This is a genomic window from Luteimonas aquatica (assembly GCF_022662575.1).
GTDB classification, from domain to species: Bacteria; Pseudomonadota; Gammaproteobacteria; order Xanthomonadales; family Xanthomonadaceae; genus Luteimonas; species Luteimonas aquatica.
Genome location: NZ_JALBFU010000002.1, coordinates 462,201 through 478,552, shown reverse-complemented (window position 1 = coordinate 478,552; position 16,352 = coordinate 462,201). Strand labels below are relative to the sequence as shown.

At 72.5% G+C, this 16,352-nt stretch carries 10 protein-coding genes; 7 read left to right on the top strand and 3 right to left on the bottom strand.

Annotated elements, in window-relative coordinates:
- Positions 1–53: 53 nt before the first annotated feature.
- Positions 54–2,075 carry a bifunctional DedA family/phosphatase PAP2 family protein gene (locus tag MD221_RS08210; RefSeq protein WP_242110151.1) on the top strand — a complete coding sequence of 674 codons (2,022 nt, stop codon included), beginning with the start codon at positions 54–56 and terminating at the stop codon, positions 2,073–2,075.
- Here the strand turns inward: MD221_RS08210 and MD221_RS08205 are convergent.
- The 3 genes from MD221_RS08205 to MD221_RS08195 all read right to left on the bottom strand — a co-directional run bounded on the left by MD221_RS08205 (position 2,051) and on the right by MD221_RS08195 (position 4,828).
- Positions 2,051–2,638 carry an LON peptidase substrate-binding domain-containing protein gene (locus tag MD221_RS08205; RefSeq protein ID WP_425602237.1) on the bottom strand — a complete coding sequence of 196 codons (588 nt, stop codon included), beginning with the start codon at positions 2,636–2,638 and terminating at the stop codon, positions 2,051–2,053. The genes MD221_RS08210 and MD221_RS08205 overlap by 25 nt on opposite strands.
- A gap of 67 nt (positions 2,639–2,705) precedes the next feature.
- Positions 2,706–4,043 carry a UDP-N-acetylmuramate:L-alanyl-gamma-D-glutamyl-meso-diaminopimelate ligase gene (gene mpl, locus MD221_RS08200; RefSeq protein ID WP_242110667.1) on the bottom strand — a complete coding sequence of 446 codons (1,338 nt, stop codon included), beginning with the start codon at positions 4,041–4,043 and terminating at the stop codon, positions 2,706–2,708.
- Positions 4,044–4,249: 206 nt separating this feature from the next.
- The gene (locus MD221_RS08195; RefSeq protein ID WP_242110124.1) at positions 4,250–4,828 is read right to left on the bottom strand and encodes an adenylate kinase; all 579 of its coding nucleotides are present in this window, start codon (positions 4,826–4,828) and stop codon (positions 4,250–4,252) included.
- 976 nt (positions 4,829–5,804) lie between these two features.
- On the opposite strand from MD221_RS08195, the gene MD221_RS08190 reads away from it, so the two are divergent.
- The 6 genes from MD221_RS08190 to MD221_RS08165 all read left to right on the top strand — a co-directional run bounded on the left by MD221_RS08190 (position 5,805) and on the right by MD221_RS08165 (position 16,336).
- Positions 5,805–9,875, top strand: a complete 4,071-nt coding sequence (locus tag MD221_RS08190; protein ID WP_242110107.1) for an amino acid adenylation domain-containing protein — start codon at positions 5,805–5,807, stop codon at positions 9,873–9,875.
- Positions 9,876–9,890: 15 nt separating this feature from the next.
- Positions 9,891–11,207, top strand: coding sequence for a glycosyltransferase (locus MD221_RS08185; protein WP_242110105.1), 1,317 nt, complete (start codon positions 9,891–9,893; stop codon positions 11,205–11,207).
- Positions 11,204–12,559, top strand: a complete 1,356-nt coding sequence (locus MD221_RS08180; protein ID WP_242110103.1) for a condensation domain-containing protein — start codon at positions 11,204–11,206, stop codon at positions 12,557–12,559. Before MD221_RS08185 ends, MD221_RS08180 begins: the two co-directional genes overlap by 4 nt.
- On the top strand, positions 12,556–13,539 hold the full coding sequence (locus MD221_RS08175; RefSeq protein WP_242110101.1) for a glycosyltransferase family protein: 984 nt from the start codon (positions 12,556–12,558) through the stop codon (positions 13,537–13,539). Before MD221_RS08180 ends, MD221_RS08175 begins: the two co-directional genes overlap by 4 nt.
- A gap of 23 nt (positions 13,540–13,562) precedes the next feature.
- Complete coding sequence (locus MD221_RS08170) at positions 13,563–14,930, top strand: condensation domain-containing protein (protein ID WP_242110099.1); 1,368 nt, start codon at positions 13,563–13,565, stop codon at positions 14,928–14,930.
- Between the two features lie 149 nt (positions 14,931–15,079).
- A complete protein-coding gene (locus MD221_RS08165) occupies positions 15,080–16,336 on the top strand; it encodes a 6-phosphofructokinase (protein ID WP_242110097.1) in 1,257 nt (418 codons plus the stop codon).
- Positions 16,337–16,352: the final 16 nt, after the last annotated feature.

Sequence of the window (16,352 nt, the reverse complement as noted above, 5' to 3'; positions counted from 1 at the left end):
TGCCGATGGGACATCGACTGGGCGCAGCCGCTCACCTGCCATAATCGCCGGCCATGAATGGCTGGTTCGACAATGTCGTCGCCTGGATCGGCGCGCATCCTATCGCCGCCGGGCTGGTGATCTTCGCGATCGTGCTCTGCGATTCGCTGCTCATCCTCGGCGCGGCGGTCCCGGTGATCCCGCTGCTGTTCGGCGTCGGCGTGCTGATCAGCCTGGGCGAGATCTCCGGCCCCTACGCGGTGCTGTGCGCGGCGCTGGGCGCCTTCGTCGGCGACGCCAGCAGCTACTGGGTGGGATACCGCTGGGGACCGAAGCTGCGCGGGGTATGGCCGTTCGCGCGCTATCCGCAGCTGCTCGACCGCGGCGAAGCACTGTTCCGGCGCAACGCGGTGAAGAGCGTGCTGGTGGCGCGCTTCGTCGGCGCGATCCGGCCGTTCGTGCCGGCGGTGGCCGGCATGCTGCACATGCCGCTGCGGCGCTACGTCCCGGCCAGCCTGCTGGCCTCGCTGCTGTGGGCGATGCTGTTCCTGGCGCCGGGCTGGCTGCTCGGCCACGCCTACGACGCCGTGGCCGCCGTCGCCAACCGCCTGGCGCTGGTGCTCGGCGCGCTGCTGGCCGCGCTGGTGCTGATGTGGGCGGCGGTGCTGGTGATCTACCGCTGGTTCGCCGGCCACGCCGACTCGCTGCTGGCGCGGGCGCTGCGCTGGACGCGGGCGCACCCGCGCCTGGGCCGCTACGCCGCGGCGCTGATCGATCCGAACCGTCCGGAATCGGCCTCGCTGGCGATCCTGGCGGTCTGCCTGCTGGCGATGGGCGTGGCCTGGTTCGTGCTGCTCGGCACGGTGGTGATGGGCAACAACGAGCCGCTGGCGCTCGATCGCGCGGTGTTCGAGACGATGCTGGCGCTGCGCAACCCGCTCGCCGACCGGCTGATGGCGGGGCTGGCCTCGATCGGCGACGCGATGGTGCTGGTGCCCGCCATCGCGCTCACCCTGCTGTGGCTGCTGTGGCGGCGGCGCTGGATCGCGGCCGTGCACTGGCTGGCCGCGCTGGCCTTCGGCCTGGTGCTGACCGCGCTGCTCGGCGCGGTGGTGGACATGCCCAATCCGCCGACCGCCCCGCGCGGCTTCGGCTTCCCGTCGATCGCGGTGACGATGACCACGATCGGCTTCGGCTTCTTCGCCATCCTGATCGCGCGCGAGCTGCCGGGGCGGCAGCGGGTCTGGCCCTACGTGGTCTCGGGCGCGGTGGTGGCGCTGCTGGGCTTCGCGCGCCTGTATTTCGGCGCGCACTGGCTCAGCGACGTGGTCGGCGGGATGCTGTTCGGCATCGTCTGGCTGCTGATCCTCGGCATCGCCTATCGCCGCCACGTCGCGCGCTCGTTCTGGATGCAGCCGCCGGCCTGGATCTTCTACGCCGCCTTCCTGCTCGCGGCGCTGTGGCACGCGCCGCGCTCGGTGGACCAGGTGCTGGCCCGCTTCGCGCCCGGCGCGCCGCGCGTGGTCCTGGACGCCGGCGCGTGGTGGTCGAAGGACTGGGCCACGCTGCCCGCGCAGCGCGAGCGCGAGGCCAACCAGCGCTGGCCGCTCGACCTGCAGGTGGCCGGCCCGCTGGAACCCCTGCAGCGGCGCCTGCAGGCCAACGGCTGGGGCGTGCAGCCGCAGGCCGGCTGGCTGGAGACGCTGCACCTGCTCGACGACGACACCCCGCCCGAGCTGCAGCCGGTGCTCCCCGCCACGCTGGATGCGGAAGCCGAGGTGCTGCTGATGCGCCGCCCCGGCAAGGACGCGCGCGAGACCAAGGTGCTGCGCCTGTGGCGCGCGCCGGCGCGCCTGCGCGACGGCACGCCGCTGTGGATGGGCAGCACCCAGACCCTGCGCTACGCGGAACCCTTCGGCCTGTTCGGCCTCTGGCTGCCGCAGCCGGCGACGGCCAACGCGCCCGGCGGCGTGCACGACGAGGTGCGCGCGGCGCTGCGCGACCTGCGCGCGGTGCAGGCGCCACACCCGGCCACCGGCATGCCGGTGCTGCGCCTGCGCATCGACGCCGATCAGGACAGCAGCGCGAGCAACTGATCCAGCCGGGCGTGCGGGTCGTCGTCCTGCAGCAGCTGCTGGCGCTGCGTGTCGGTGAGCGGCAGCAGCTCGGCCAGGCGCCAGCTCACCCAGTCCGGATCGTCGAAGCTGGACGGCGGGGCCTGCGCGTACTCGCCGCCGACGCGGTCGAGCAGGCTCTGCAGCATCGTGGACAGCAGGCCGTGCTGCGGCCGCACCGGATCGGCGTCGCCCGCCGCCCGCCATTCCACCTCGCCCACCAGCAGGCCGTTGTCGCGCACCCGGGTGCGGTTGACGTGGAAGCGGCGCGCGCCGCGCACGCGCAGGGTCAGCAGGCCATCCTCGCCGGTGCCAAAGTCCTCGATGCGCGCCTCGGTGCCGAAGGCCGCGGGCGTGGCCGGCGCGCCGACCTCCTCGCCCTGCAGGATCAGGCAGATGCCGAAGCCGCTGGCGTTGCGGCCGCATTCGCGCACCAGGTCCAGGTAGCGCGGCTCGAACACGCGCAGCCCGAGCGTGGCGCCGGGCAGCAGCACGGTGCGCAGGGGGAACAGCGGCAAGGATGCGATCGTGGGCACCGCCCCCAGTGTACGGCCGCCGGAAGAATCGCCAAGTGGGGGCGCCCGCCCTCGCGGACGCTTGCCGCCGCCGCGCTCAGCCGGCTTCGCGCAAGGCCGCCAGGAAGCGCCGCGGCGCGCCGTCGAAGCCACCGTTGGACATGAACACGACATGGTCGCCGTCGCGGGCCAGGGTGCGCAGGGCGGCGATCAGCGCGTCCGCGTCCGGCACCGCCACGCCCTCCCCGCGCAGCGCCGAGACCACCTGGCCGGCGTCCCAGGCGAGCTCGGGGCGATGCAGGAACACCACCGCGTCGGCGTCGTCCAGCGACGGCGCCAGCGCCTGGGCATGCGCGCCCAGGCGCATCGAATTGCTGCGCGGCTCCATCGCCACGACGATCCGGCCGCCGGCACCGACCTTGGCGCGCAGGCCGGCCAGGGTGGTGGCGATGGCGGTGGGATGGTGGGCGAAGTCGTCGTAGACGGTGATCCCCCGCGCCTGGCCCAGCACTTCCAGGCGGCGCTTGACGCTGCGAAAGCGCGCCAGCGCCGGCAGCACCGACGCCACGTCGACGCCCACCGCCGCGCAGGCGGCCAGCGCGGCGAGCGCATTCATCACGTTGTGGCGGCCGAGCAGCGGCCAGCGCACCTCGCCCAGCGCGACGCCCCGGTGCAGCACGGCGAAGGCGCTGCCGTCCTCGTCGATCAGGCGCGCGCTCCAGTCGTAATCGCCGGTCGCCTCGAGGCCGAAGCGCTCCACCGGCGTCCAGCAGCCCATCGCCAGCACCTCGGCCAGGCGCGCGTCCTCGCCGTTGACGATCAGGCGGCCGCGCGCGGGCACGGTGCGCACCAGATGGTGGAACTGGCGCTGGATCGCGGCCACGTCCGGAAAGATGTCGGCGTGGTCGAACTCCAGGTTGTTGAGGATCGCCACCAGCGGCCGGTAGTGCACGAACTTGCTGCGCTTGTCGAAGAACGCGGTGTCGTACTCGTCGGCCTCGACCACGAACGCCCGGCCGGCGCCCACGCGCGCGGAGACGCCGAAATCCTCGGCCACGCCGCCGATCAGGAAGCCCGGCTCGCGGCCGGCAGCCTGCAGCAGGTAGGACAGGATCGTGGTGGTGGTGGTCTTGCCGTGGGTGCCGGCCACCGCCAGCGTGTCGCGGCCGGGCAGCACGCGCTCGGCCAGCCACTGCGCCCCGGAGGTGTAGCGCGCGCCCGCATCGAGCACGTGCTCGACCGCGGCGTTGCCGCGCGAGAGCGCGTTGCCGATCACGATCTCGTCGCAGTCGGCGGCGATGTTTTCCGGCAGATAGCCCTGCTTGAGGGCGATGCCCAGGGTTTCCAGCTGCGTGGACATCGGCGGGTAGATGGCCTGGTCGCTGCCCTCCACCGTGTGGCCGAGCTCGCGCGCCAGCGCGGCGACGCCGCCCATGAACGTTCCGGCGATGCCCAGGATGTGAAGCTTCAAATCGGGAACCCCAAAGATCACGTTTTCTGCTCCCCTCTCCGCTTGCGGGGAGGGGCGGGGATGAGGGTCGGGGCGCGCGCGATACCGCGCATAAAGCCGCCCCCTCGCCCTCGCTCGCTACGCTCGCATTTCCCTCTCCCGCTTGCGGGAGAGGGGCCGATCCTGCGGCTTCAGCCGACTTCCGTCGCCGGCGAGATCGCCTCGACGATGCGGTTGAACACCTCGTCGAGCGAACCCACGCCGTTCACGACGGTGAGCTGGCCGTGGGCGCGATAGAACTCGATCACCGGCGCGGTCTGGGTGTCGTAGACCTTCAGCCGCGTGCGTACCGACTCGGGCGAATCGTCGGCGCGGCCCTCGGCGGCAGCGCGGCCGGCGATGCGGTCCACCAGCAGGTCGACCGGCACCTCCAGCTGCACCGCGTAATCCATCGGCTGGCCGATGCGGGTGAGCAGCCCGTCCAGCGCGTCGGCCTGGGCCAGGTTGCGCGGATAGCCGTCGAGGATGAAGCCGTTGCGGGTATCCGGTCGCGAGAAGCGGTCCTCGAGCATGCCCAGCAGGATCCCGTCGGAGACCAGCTCGCCGCGATCCATGACCGCCTTCGCCTGCCGGCCGAGGTCGCTGCCGGCCGCCACTTCGGCGCGCAGCAGGTCGCCGGTGGAGATGTGCGGAACCTGCAGGTGATCCTTGAGCCGTGCCGCCTGCGTGCCCTTGCCGGAACCGGGCGCGCCGAGAAGTACCAATCGCATCGCTTGCTCCAAAAACACTGAATTCAGGTTCGCCGCCGGCGCGTGACGCGGCACGGGCGGGCGAAAACCGTGCCAGCTTACCCGAATTCCTCCCCCGGGCCTTGGCACCCCGCCCCGGCGGCCGGTGCCGGCCCGCCGCGTCCGGCGGCCACCGCGACGCCCGCGGCCGCGGCCCTCGCGCCGGCCTCGCCCTCCCTTGGCACTGCCCTGGATACCGGGCCGGTGCGCTCGCGAGGCGCCGGGATCCGACGCCGCGTGAAGCCCGCATGCACCCCGAGCGCACGCAATGCGCTTGCGCGCCTTCTCGCAGCGTCTGCGAAACGCTTCGCAGACATGCGCCCGTCTCCGCCAGAAGAACGACGGGAAGCAACGGCGCGCGCCATGCGCGATTCGACATGCGGGCAATCGCGCACCGCTCCCGATCGCGCGCGGCGCGACAACCATCCGCGCATGCTCGCGACGAAAGCGCGCAACGCAAGCCGCGAACGCGATCGAATCGCGCCTACACCGCAACCGCACGCATTGCGCTTGAACCGGTTCTCACAACGCCTGCGAAGCAATCCATCGTTGTTGCCGCCGATGCGTCCGACGCAACCACCCATCGCTTCCGAAGGCTGAAATCACGGGTTTTTCACGGCATTCGCCCGTAAAACAAAATCACAAGCACCAACACCCGACACCGCAATCGCCGCCGTCGCGAAAGCGGCGCGGCAAACGGGAACACGGTCGCGTTCGCGATGCGAAAGCGGATCGGTTCCAGTCGGGACATCGCGGGACCGCGCCCGAACGCGGCGCTCGCGGTCATTGCTCCGGCGCGCGCGCACGCGCCTTGCCGGAGACGCGATCCCGGGAGGGGAAAGCAGAAAGGCCGGACCCGGTCACGCCCGCGGCGTGACCGGCCAGCGGATGCGCACGCGGCAAGTGCGCCGACGCGCTCCGGCCGTGACAACGGATTTCAGTCTTAGGGGAATTGAACATGACGAACGGGCTCCCGGAGAGCGCCCTCCCCCTGACGACCGCGCAGCGCGGTCTCTGGGTCGGGGAAAAGGTCGGCGCGGACGACGCCGTAATGAACATCGCCGAGGCCGTGGAAATCTTCGGCGCGATCGATCCGTCGCTGTTCCGGCAGGCCCTGCAGCAGGCGGCGCGCGAGATGGAGCCCATGCGCGTGCGCATCGTCGAGCGCGACGGCAAGCCGCAGCAGAGCGTGCGTCCGACCTACCCCTGGGAGTTCCCGCTGCTCGACGTCAGCGCCGAAGCCGACCCGCGCGCGGCGGCGTTCGCCTGGATGCGGGCCGAGCTCAACCGGCAGTCCGACCTGGACCGCGATCCGCTGTCCTTCTCCGCCCTGCTGCGCATCGCCGGAGACCGCTATTTCTGGTACCACCGCGCGCACCACGTGGCCTACGACGGCTACACCGGCGGCATGGCCGCCCGGCGCGTGGCCGAGCTGTACACGGCCTACGCCGAAGGCCGCGCGCCCGCGCCGTGCGGGTTCGGCACGCTGGCCGAACTGGTGGAAGCCGAGGCCGCCTATCGCGATTCCGAGCGCCTGCGCCGCGATCGCGCCTACTGGCACGAGCAGCTCGCCGGCCTGCCCGAGGCGGCGACCCTCGCGCGCCGCGCCGCGCGCAGGATCGGCAGCCTGCGCCACAGCAGCGGCCCCCTGCCCATCGCCACCGCCAACGCGCTCGCCGAGCTCGGCAGGCGCGGCCTCGGCGGAGAGGCCTGCGCCAGCCTGCCGCAGATGCTGATCGGGCTGGTCGCGGCCTATTACCACCGCGTCACCGGCGCCGACGACCTGGTCTTCGCCATGCCGGTCTCCGGGCGCGTGAACCCGGTGCTGCGCCGCTCGCCCGGGATGGTGGCCAACGCGGTCGCCATCCGCCTGGCGTTCACGCCCGGAATGAACGCACTGGCGCTGTTCGGCCAGGTCTCGCGCGTCGTGCGCCAGGCGCTGCGCCACCAGCAGTACCGCTACGAGGACCTGCGCCGCGACCTGGGCCTGGTCGGCCAGGGGCAGCAGATCGCCAGGCTGGGCGTGAACATCGAGCCGTTCGACTACCAGCTCAGCTTCGCCGGTGCGCCGGCGACCTCGCACAACCTCTCCAACGGCACCCAGGACGACCTGATCGTCTTCATCTTCGACCGCAACAACGGCAGCGACCTGTCGGTGACCTTCGACGCCAATCCCGCGCTCTATTCCATGGAGGAGCTGGACGAGCACCGACGCCGGCTGATGCGCCTGATCGACGGCGTGCTGGCCGCGCCCGAACGCGCGCTCGAGGAGATCGACATCCTCGGCGAGGCCGAGCGCCACCGCCTGCTGAGGCAATGGAACGACACGGCCGTGCCCGGCATCGACCTCGATACCAGCCTGCCGGCGACCATCGCGCGCCACGCGGCGGCCACGCCCGACGCGCCGGCGGCGGTGTGCGGCGGGACCGTGCTGAGCTACCGCGAGCTGCACGAACGCAGCGTGCGCCAGGCGCGCCGCCTGCTCGCCGACGGCGTGCTGCCCGGCGACATCGTCGCGGTCGCGCTGCCGCGCGGCGAACAGCTGCTGATCGCGCTGCTGGCGATCATGCGCACCGGCGCGGCCTACCTGCCGCTGGACCTGGACGCGCCGGCCGAACGGATCGCGATGATGCTCGACGACGCTTCGCCGATCGCGCTGATCGCCGAGCGCGAGACCTGCGAACGGCTGGCGCGGCTCGACATCCTGATGCTGACGCCGGAGGACGATCGCGGCCCGCGCGGCGGCCTGGCCGACGAGTCGCTGCCCGAGCCGGACCTCGCCCTGCCCGAGGCCACGGCCTATGTCCTCTACACCTCCGGCTCCACCGGCCGCCCCAAGGGCGTGCAGGTCAGCCACCGCAACCTCAACAACTTCCTCGCCGGCATGCGCCGCGTGCTCGAGCCGCGCGCGAGCGACCGCTTCCTGGCGCTGACCACGATCATCTTCGACATCGCCGCGCTCGAGCTGTACCTGCCGCTCACCGTCGGCGCGCGCACGGTGATCGCCGCCGCCGAGACCGCGCGCAATCCGCCGCTGCTGGCGCGGCTGATCCAGGACAGCGGCGTCACGCACCTGCAGGCCACGCCTTCGCTGTGGCGGGTGCTGCTGGCCTGTCCGCAGGCGCGGCTGGACGAGGTGCACGCCCTGGTCGGCGGCGAAGCCCTGGCCCCGGACCTGGCCGCGAAGCTCAAGCGCGAGGCCGCCCGCGTCACCCAGTTCTACGGGCCGACCGAAACCACCGTCTGGTCGACCGCCCACGAACTGCCCGACGACGCCGTGCAGGCGCTCGGCGAAGGCATCCCCGCGCCGATCGGCCGGCCGATCCTCAACACCCGCCTGTACGTGCTCGATGCCGGCGGCCGGCCGGTGCCCACCGGCGCGCTGGGCGAGCTGTACATCGGCGGTGCCGGCGTGGCCAAGGGCTACCTGCACCGCGCGCAGCTCACCGGCGAGCGCTTCCTCCCCGACCGCTTCGCCGCCGACGGCAGCCGCATGTACCGCACCGGCGACCTGGTGCGCTGGCGCGAGGATGGACTGCTGGAATTCGTCGGCCGCGCCGACGGCCAGGTGAAGATCCGCGGCCATCGCGTCGAGCTCGGCGAGATCGAGCACCAGCTGCTCGCCCATCCCGCCGTCGGCGAAGCCGCCGTCGCCGCGCACCACGACGCCGACGAGGGCACCTCGCTGGCGGCCTATCTGGTGCCCAAGTTCGGCGCCGGCCTGGACATCGAGGCGGTGCGCGCGCACCTGGCCAGGCACCTGCCGGGGCACATGATCCCCTCCAGCTTCACGCCGCTGGACGCGCTGCCGCTCACGCCCAACGGCAAGCTCGACCGCAAGGCGCTGCCGGCGCCGGAACGGGTGCGCCGCGCGGCCTACGTGCCGCCGGCCACCGAGGTGGAGGCCAGGCTCGTCGCGCTGTGGCAGGACATCTTCGGTCTGGAGCGGATCGGCATCCACGACAACTTCTTCGAGCTTGGCGGCGACTCGCTCACCGCCGCCGAGATGATTGCGCGCTCCTCGGCGTATTTCTCCCGGGAGCTGCCGCTGGCGAGCCTGTTCGAGGCCGCCACCATCGCGCAGCTGGCCGTCCATCTGCAGCGCGCGCGGCACGAGGACGATCCGCTGGCCGCGATGCTGCCGCTGCGCGCGGCCGGCGACGGGCAAGCGACGCCGGAACGGCCGCTGTTCTGCCTGCATCCGGTGGTCGGCCTGAGCTGGAGCTTCTCCGGCCTGCTGCGGCACCTGGACGACGACCTGCCGCTGTATGGCCTGCAATCGCACGGCCTGCGCGGCGACGCGGCCCTGCCGCGCAGCATCGAGGAGATCGCCGCCGCCTACCTGGCGCAGATGCGCCAGGTGCAGAAGCGCGGGCCTTACCGGCTGCTGGGCTGGTCGATGGGCGGCCTGATCGCCCACGCCGTCGCCGCGCGGCTGGAGGCCGAGGGCGAGCGCGTGGACCTGCTGGCGATGATGGATTCCTATCTGTTCGCGGCCGCCGCGCCGGCCGACGAAGCCCAGGAAGTGCGGGCCGCCCTGCATTTCCTCGGCTTCCACGGCCACGCCGACGCCAGCCCGCCGCCGCACATGGAGGCGCTGGCCGACCTGCTCTACCGCGAATACGGCGTGCATTCGCATCCGCTGGTGCAGGGGCTGCTCAAGCGCAACCCGAACCTGCTCGAGCACGTGACCGCGGTGACGCGCAACAACCTGACCCTGGCGCGGCGCTACCGGCCGCGGCGGATCGATGCCGGCGCGCTGTTCTTCCGCGCCACCGACCACCAGCGCCGCGAGGCGTTCGACGGCATCCTGCAGTACAGCCCGAACGCCTGGCGCCCGCACGTGGGCGGCCGCTTCGAGGTGCACGAGATCGATTGCCACCACCAGGCGATGCTCGATCCGGTGCCGGCGGCCAGAATCGGCCGCATCCTGCGCCGACGCTTCAACGAGCAGCGCCTGGCGGCCGAGGCCGCGGCGCCCGCGCCGGCGGAGACGCCATGGCGCGAACCAATCCCTGCGTTCGGCTGAGGGGCGGGCATCGGAATGAGCGCACCCATCGCGATCTTCACCGTCGGCACGCAGGGCGACATCCGCCCCTGCGTGGCGCTCGGCCAGGGACTGCAGCGCGCCGGCCACGCCGTGCGCATCGTCACCAGCGACAATTTCGCGCCGCTGGTGCGCGGACGCGGTCTGGAATTCTTTCCGCTGACCAGCGATTTCCAGCAGCTGCTCGACGCCGACCGCAGCATCGCCGACAAGGGCCTGGACCTGCGCAAGATGGCGCGCATCTTCCGCGACTGCTACGCCGGCTGGGCGCGGGACTGGGCGGAACAGGGACAGGCGGCCGCCGAGGGCGCCGGCCTGCTGGTGGGCGTGGGCAACAGCACCCTGCTCGCCAAGTCGCTGGCCGAGGCGCGCGGACTGCCGTTCGTCAGCGCGCAGCTGCAGCCGGCGCTGATGCCCTCGCGGCGGCTGCCGCCGATGGTGCTGGCCGGTGCCGGGCGCAGGCCGCCGCCGGCGGTCAACCTCGGCCTCTATCACCTGCTGCGCCTGCTGGTGTGGCGGGTGATGAAGCCGGCCGTCAACGAGATCGTGCGGCCGCGGCTCGGCCTGCCGCCGTATCCCTGGTACGGCCCCTACTTCCGCCGCGACGGCAACGACCTCAACCGCGTGCTCTACGGCTTCAGCCGCCACGTGCTGCCGCGCCCCGCCGACTGGCCGCAGAGCGCGCGCATCGCCGGCTACTGGTTTCTGCAGGAACCGCAGTGGCAACCGTCCGCGGCCTTGCGCGACTTCCTCGATGCCGGCCCGAAACCGGTCTACGTCGGTTTCGGCAGCATGGTCAGCAGCGACGCGAGCGCCTTCACCGAAACGGTGCTCGAAGGCGTGCGCAGGAGCGGACGGCGCGCGGTGTTGGCCACCGGCTGGGGCGGGCTGGAAGGCGAGGAAGGCGCGCGGGACGCGCGCACCTTCTTCCTGCGCAGCGCGCCGCACGACCAGCTGTTCCCGCACATGGCCGCGGCGGTGCACCACGGCGGCGCCGGCACCTCGGCGGCGGCGGTGCGCGCGGGCATCCCCTCGGTGATCGTGCCCTTCTACGGCGACCAGCCGTTCTGGGCGCGCTGCCTGCACGAGCAGGGCGTGGCGCCGCCGGCGCTGCAGCGCCGAAGCCTGCGCCCGGATGGGCTGTCCGACGCGATCGGCGCCGCCACGCGGCCGGCGATGCAGGATGCCGCGCAACTGCTCGGCCGCCGCGTGCGCGCCGAGGACGGCGTGGGCGAGGCGATCGAGATCCTGCGCGACTGGGGATTGCCGCGCACCGAGCGGCCGCCGCAGCAGGCAAGGCGGGACGCGGCATGAGCCAGGCGACGCATGATGCCGCGCGGCGACCGCTCACCCTGTTCGAGCGCGGCATGTACCTGGACGGCCGCGTGCCGGTGGCGATCGTGTTTCCGGCGCATATCGCCGGGCGGCTGGACGAAACGCGGTTGCGGCGGGCGCTGGCCGGGCTGCAGGCCAAGCATCGCCTGCTGCGCTGCCTGATCGTGCAGCGCGAGGGCCGCCCCTGGTTCGAGACGCAGGCGATCGCGCCGCCGATCCCGCTGCGCGTGCTGGCGCGCGAGGACGCGCAGCACTGGCTGCGCGAGGGCCGCCGCGAGGAGACGCGCCTGTTCGACGGCGCCCACGAGCCGCTGGTCCGGCTGACGTGGCTGCGCGGCGAGGCGCGCAGCGACCTGCTGCTGGTCTGCCATCACTGCCTGTGCGACGGCCGCTCGATCGTGACCCTGCTGCGCGAGCTGCTGCTCCTGCACGACGCCCCCGACCGCGATCTCGGCCGCGACGACTCGCTGCACGCCCTCGCCGAGCTGCTGCCGGACACGGTGACGCGCGATCGCGGCCTGCAGCGGCGCCTGCGCTGGCTGGCGGCGCTGTTCCGCGCCTGCATCCGCCTGCTCCCGGCCGGCAGGCCGCGCGTCTACGGCGAGACCTACACCCTGCGCTGGACGCTGGAAGGCGTGCCGCTGCAGGCCCTGTCGCGGCGCTGCGAGGTCGAGGGCGTCACCCTGTTCGGCGCGCTGAGCGTCGCCTTCGTGCTCGCCTTCCGCGCCGCCGGGCACGGCGGCCGGTTCTCGGTGCCGGTGGACGCGCGCAGGTTCCTGCCCGGCCTGGGCGCCGATCAACTGTTCGCGATCGCGCCCACGCTGTCGCTGTCGCTGGACACGCCGGCCGGCGGCGGGGTCGACGAGGCCGGCTTCTGGCATCTGGCGCGCACGCTCAAGGCCGACCTGCGCGAGCGCATCGCGCGCCTGGGCCCGAAGACCCGGCAACGGCTGCTCGGCATGGAGCACCTGCACGGCGTGTTCGACAAGATGCTCGCGCTCTCGCGCTCGCGCCCGGCCGGGCGCGACGTCACCCTCAGCTATCTCGGCCGCCTCGACCTGGCGCGCGAGTACGACGGCTTCCGCCTCGAGGCGGTGCGCACGCCCTCGGCGGCGCTTGCGCCGACGCCGGCCACGCTGGTGATCGCCGGCGGGTTCGCCGACTGCCTCGACTTCTCGCTGGTCTCCGACGCCCGCTCCCTCCCCCAGGCGCGCGCGCAGGCCGTGCGCGAGCGGGCGATGGCGATCCTGCACGCCTGCGCGCGGTTGCCGGAGACGCCATCCGATCCGATGCCCGCCGCCGCGCCGGCGGCCGTGGAGGCGGCGGCATGAACGCATCCCGCGCCGAGGAATTCGGCCTGATCTTCGTCCTCTACCATCCCACCGAGGCGTTCGTGGACAACCTGCGCAAGGCGCAGGCGGTGTGCGGCAACGTGGTCGCCGTGGACAATTCCGCGCAGGCCGATCTGGCGTTGCACGAACGGCTGCGGCGCGACGGCGCCACCGTGCTGTTCAACCACAACCGCGGCGGCCTGGCCGGCGCCTACAACCGCGGCGCCGAGGTGCTGCTGGCGCGCGGCTGCGGAGTGATCTTCCTGCTCGACCAGGACTCGGACATCGACGCCTCGTTCTTCGCCGAGATGATGCGCGCCTGCGCCGGCCTCGGCACCGACCGCTTCCTGGTCGGCCCGAAGATCCACGAGATCAACCTGGGCAACTGCATGCCGGTGTTCCCGCCGGGCCCGCGCATGCCCAAACCCCGGCGCATCGACGCGGCCGAGGAAGGCCTGTTCCCGACGCTGTTCGTCATCTCCTCCGGCTCGGCGATCTCGGCGCGGGCCTACCACGAGCTCGGCGCCTTCCGCGAGGACTATTTCATCGAGTACATCGACATCGAGTACGGGCTGCGCGCCTCCAGCCGCGGGATTCCGGTCTACGTCAACGCCGCCGTGACCATGCGCCAGACCACCGGGCATATCGTCCGCCATGGCAAGCTGTTCACCACCCACCACCCCGCCTGGCGGCGCTACTACGGCGCGCGCAACGCGGTGCATGCGCTGCGCCTGTACAGGGCGCACTGGCGGCTGCACTGGATCTCCGGCCTGCTGGCGCTCCACCAGGCGCTGTGCGTGCTGCTGTTCGAGCCGCAGAAGCTGCGCAAGGTCGCCGCCATCGCCTGCGGCTTCCTCGACGGGCTGCGCGGCCGGCTCGGCACGTTCGAGCATCGCCACCCGCGCCTGTTCGCCTTCTGCACCCGCGCCGGCGCCCGCAAGGCCACCCCCGACAGCGCCCCGACGATCACCGTCGAATAGCGCACGCCCGATCGCCGCACGACATGAAACGCAAACTGTCCACGCTCGAACGCCTGATCGACGCCAACATCTGCTATCGCGTGGCGCTGGAGGGCGAGATCGACGCCGATCGCCTGCGCTCGGCCATCGACCGCGTGCAGCGCAAGCACCCGATGCTGCGCATGGCGATCCGCGACGTCGACGGCGAGCCCCATTACGCGCTGGACCCGGCGCTGCGCGTGCCGCTGCGCGCGGTGGAGTGGGTGTCCGCCGAGCATCGCGAGCGCGAATGCGAGACCGAGACCTACGGCGCCTTCCCGCCCGACCAGCCGCAGCTGCGCGTGGTGTGGCTGCGCCGTGCCGAGGCCGCGGACGTCGCCTGCGACGAGCTGCTGGTCACCAGCACGCACCGCGTCTGCGACGGCATGAGCATGTTCACGATCGTGCGCGAATTGCTGCGGTGGCTGCACTCGGACCAGGAGCCGGTTCCCTACACGCCGCCCACGGTGGCGGACATCGTCGGCGACCTGCGCGACGGCCGCAGCGGCAAGCAGCGCATGGCCGCGCGCCTGGTCAACGCGGTCTTCGCCCTGATCCCCGCCTCCCGGCGCCCGCTGGTGAACCGCGAGCTGCGCCTGGAATGGGCGCTGGACGCCGCGGCCTCCGAACGCCTGAAGCGGCGCTGCCGGCGGGAGGGCGTGCCGCTGCACGCGGCGATGCTGGTGGCGCTCGGCGAGGCGCTGGCGGTCCTCGGCAAGCGCGCCCCGGACTGGATCGAGAGCCCGATCGACGCGCGGCGCGGTCGGCTGCCCGCGCTCAAGGACGACATGCTGTTCTTCGGCGGCGGCAGCTTCAAGCTGGCCTCGAAGCAGGACCCGCGCCGCGACTTCTGGGAGCGCGCGCGCGCGGCGGCGGCCGAGATGCGCGAGAAGATCGAGCGCGACATCGCCGAGATTCCCGGCAAGTACCAGTTCTGCGAGATGCTGCGCGTGCCGCCGGCCGGCAAGCTGCGCTCGATCGTGCGCCTGGGCGATGCGGTCAGCCGCAACGGCAACTGGAACCGCATCTCGCTGTCCAACCTCGGCAACGTCACCCTCGACGAGGAGGCCGCGCCGCTGCGGGTGCGGGATTTCACCGTCTACGTGCACTCCTTCGCGATCCGCTCGCTCGGCATCCTCGCCTACATGCTGCACGGGCGGCTGCGCTTCATCTACATCGGCGACGAGACCTGCCTGGACCGGGCGCGCGCGGAGGCGATCGGGCGCGCCTTCACCGGCCTGCTCGGCGACTGCGCCGGCCGTGGCGAGGCCGATGCGCCGGCCGCGGCGCGCGCCGACGCCGGCGCGCTCGCCCATCCCGACGATCCGCGCCAGGCCGAGCGCATCCTGCCCGGCGCGCTTCCGCGATCCTGAAACGACGCGCCGGCGTACGGAAAACCCGCGCCGCGGCTTCCGGCGCCGATGCGCGCGATGCCGCCGGGAGCGGACCCGCCGCGCGCGCCGACGCCCGCAAATATGATCTTGCTAAGATCGGTCCGGTCATCCATGCAGCACCGGCCCCCATGCCTACCGGAACCCTCCTCTACGCCCAGTCCGGCGGCGTCACCGCCGTCATCAACGCCACCGCCTCCGGCGTGATCGCCGAGGCGCGCGCCCGCAAGGTCAAGGTGCTGGCCGCGCGCAACGGCATCCTCGGCGCGTTGCGCGAGGAGCTGATCGACACCTCGAAGGAACCGGCGGCCGCGATCCGCGCGCTGGCGCACACGCCCGGCGGCGCCTTCGGCAGCTGCCGCGTCAAGCTCAAGTCGCTGGAGGCCGACCGCGCCCGCTACGAACGCCTGCTGGCGGTGCTCAAGGCGCACGACGTGCGCTGGTTCCTCTACAACGGCGGCAACGACTCGGCCGACACCGCCAACAAGGTGTCCAAGCTGGCGGCCGAGTTCGGCTATCCGCTGACCTGCATCGGCGTGCCCAAGACCGTCGACAACGACCTGGCCGTCACCGACTGCTGCCCGGGCTTCGGCTCGGCCGCCAAGTACACCGCCGTGTCGGTGCGCGAATGCGCCCTGGACGTCGCCGCCATGGCCGAGACCTCGACCAAGGTGTTCGTCTACGAGGCGATGGGCCGCCACGCCGGCTGGCTCGCCGCCGCCTCGGGCCTGGCCGGCAAGAACGCAGACCAGGCGCCGCACCTGATCCTGTTCCCGGAACGCCCGTACGACGAGGCCGACTTCCTCGTCCAGGTGCGGAAGGTGGTGGCGCGGGTCGGCCATTGCGTGGTCGTGGCCAGCGAGGGCATCCAGACCGCCGATGGGCGCTTCGTCGCCGATGCCGGCGGCGGCAAGGATTCCTTCGGCCACACCCAGCTCGGCGGCGTGGCGTCCTTCCTCGCCGGTCGCGTCAAGGACCAGCTCGGCCTGAAGGTGCACTGGACCCTGCCCGACTATCTGCAGCGCTCGGCGCGGCACATCGCCTCCAGAACCGACCTGGAGCAGGCGCTGGCGGTGGGCAAGGCCGCGGTGCAGTTCGCGCTCAAGGGCATGAACGCCACCATGCCGGTGATCAAGCGCGTCTCCGACGCCCCGTACCGCTGGAAGATCGAAGCCGCGCCGCTGGACAGGATCGCCAACCACGAGAAGAAGATGCCGGCCGGCTTCATCCGCAAGGACGGCTACGGCATCACCGCGGCCGCGCGCAGATACCTGGAACCGCTGATCCGCGGCGAGGCGCCGCCGCCCTACGGCCGCGACGGCATTCCGGACTACGTGGCGCTGAAGAACAGCGCGGTGCGGCGCAAGCTTCCCGCCTGGAAGGAATAGCGCCCTCCGACCCGTC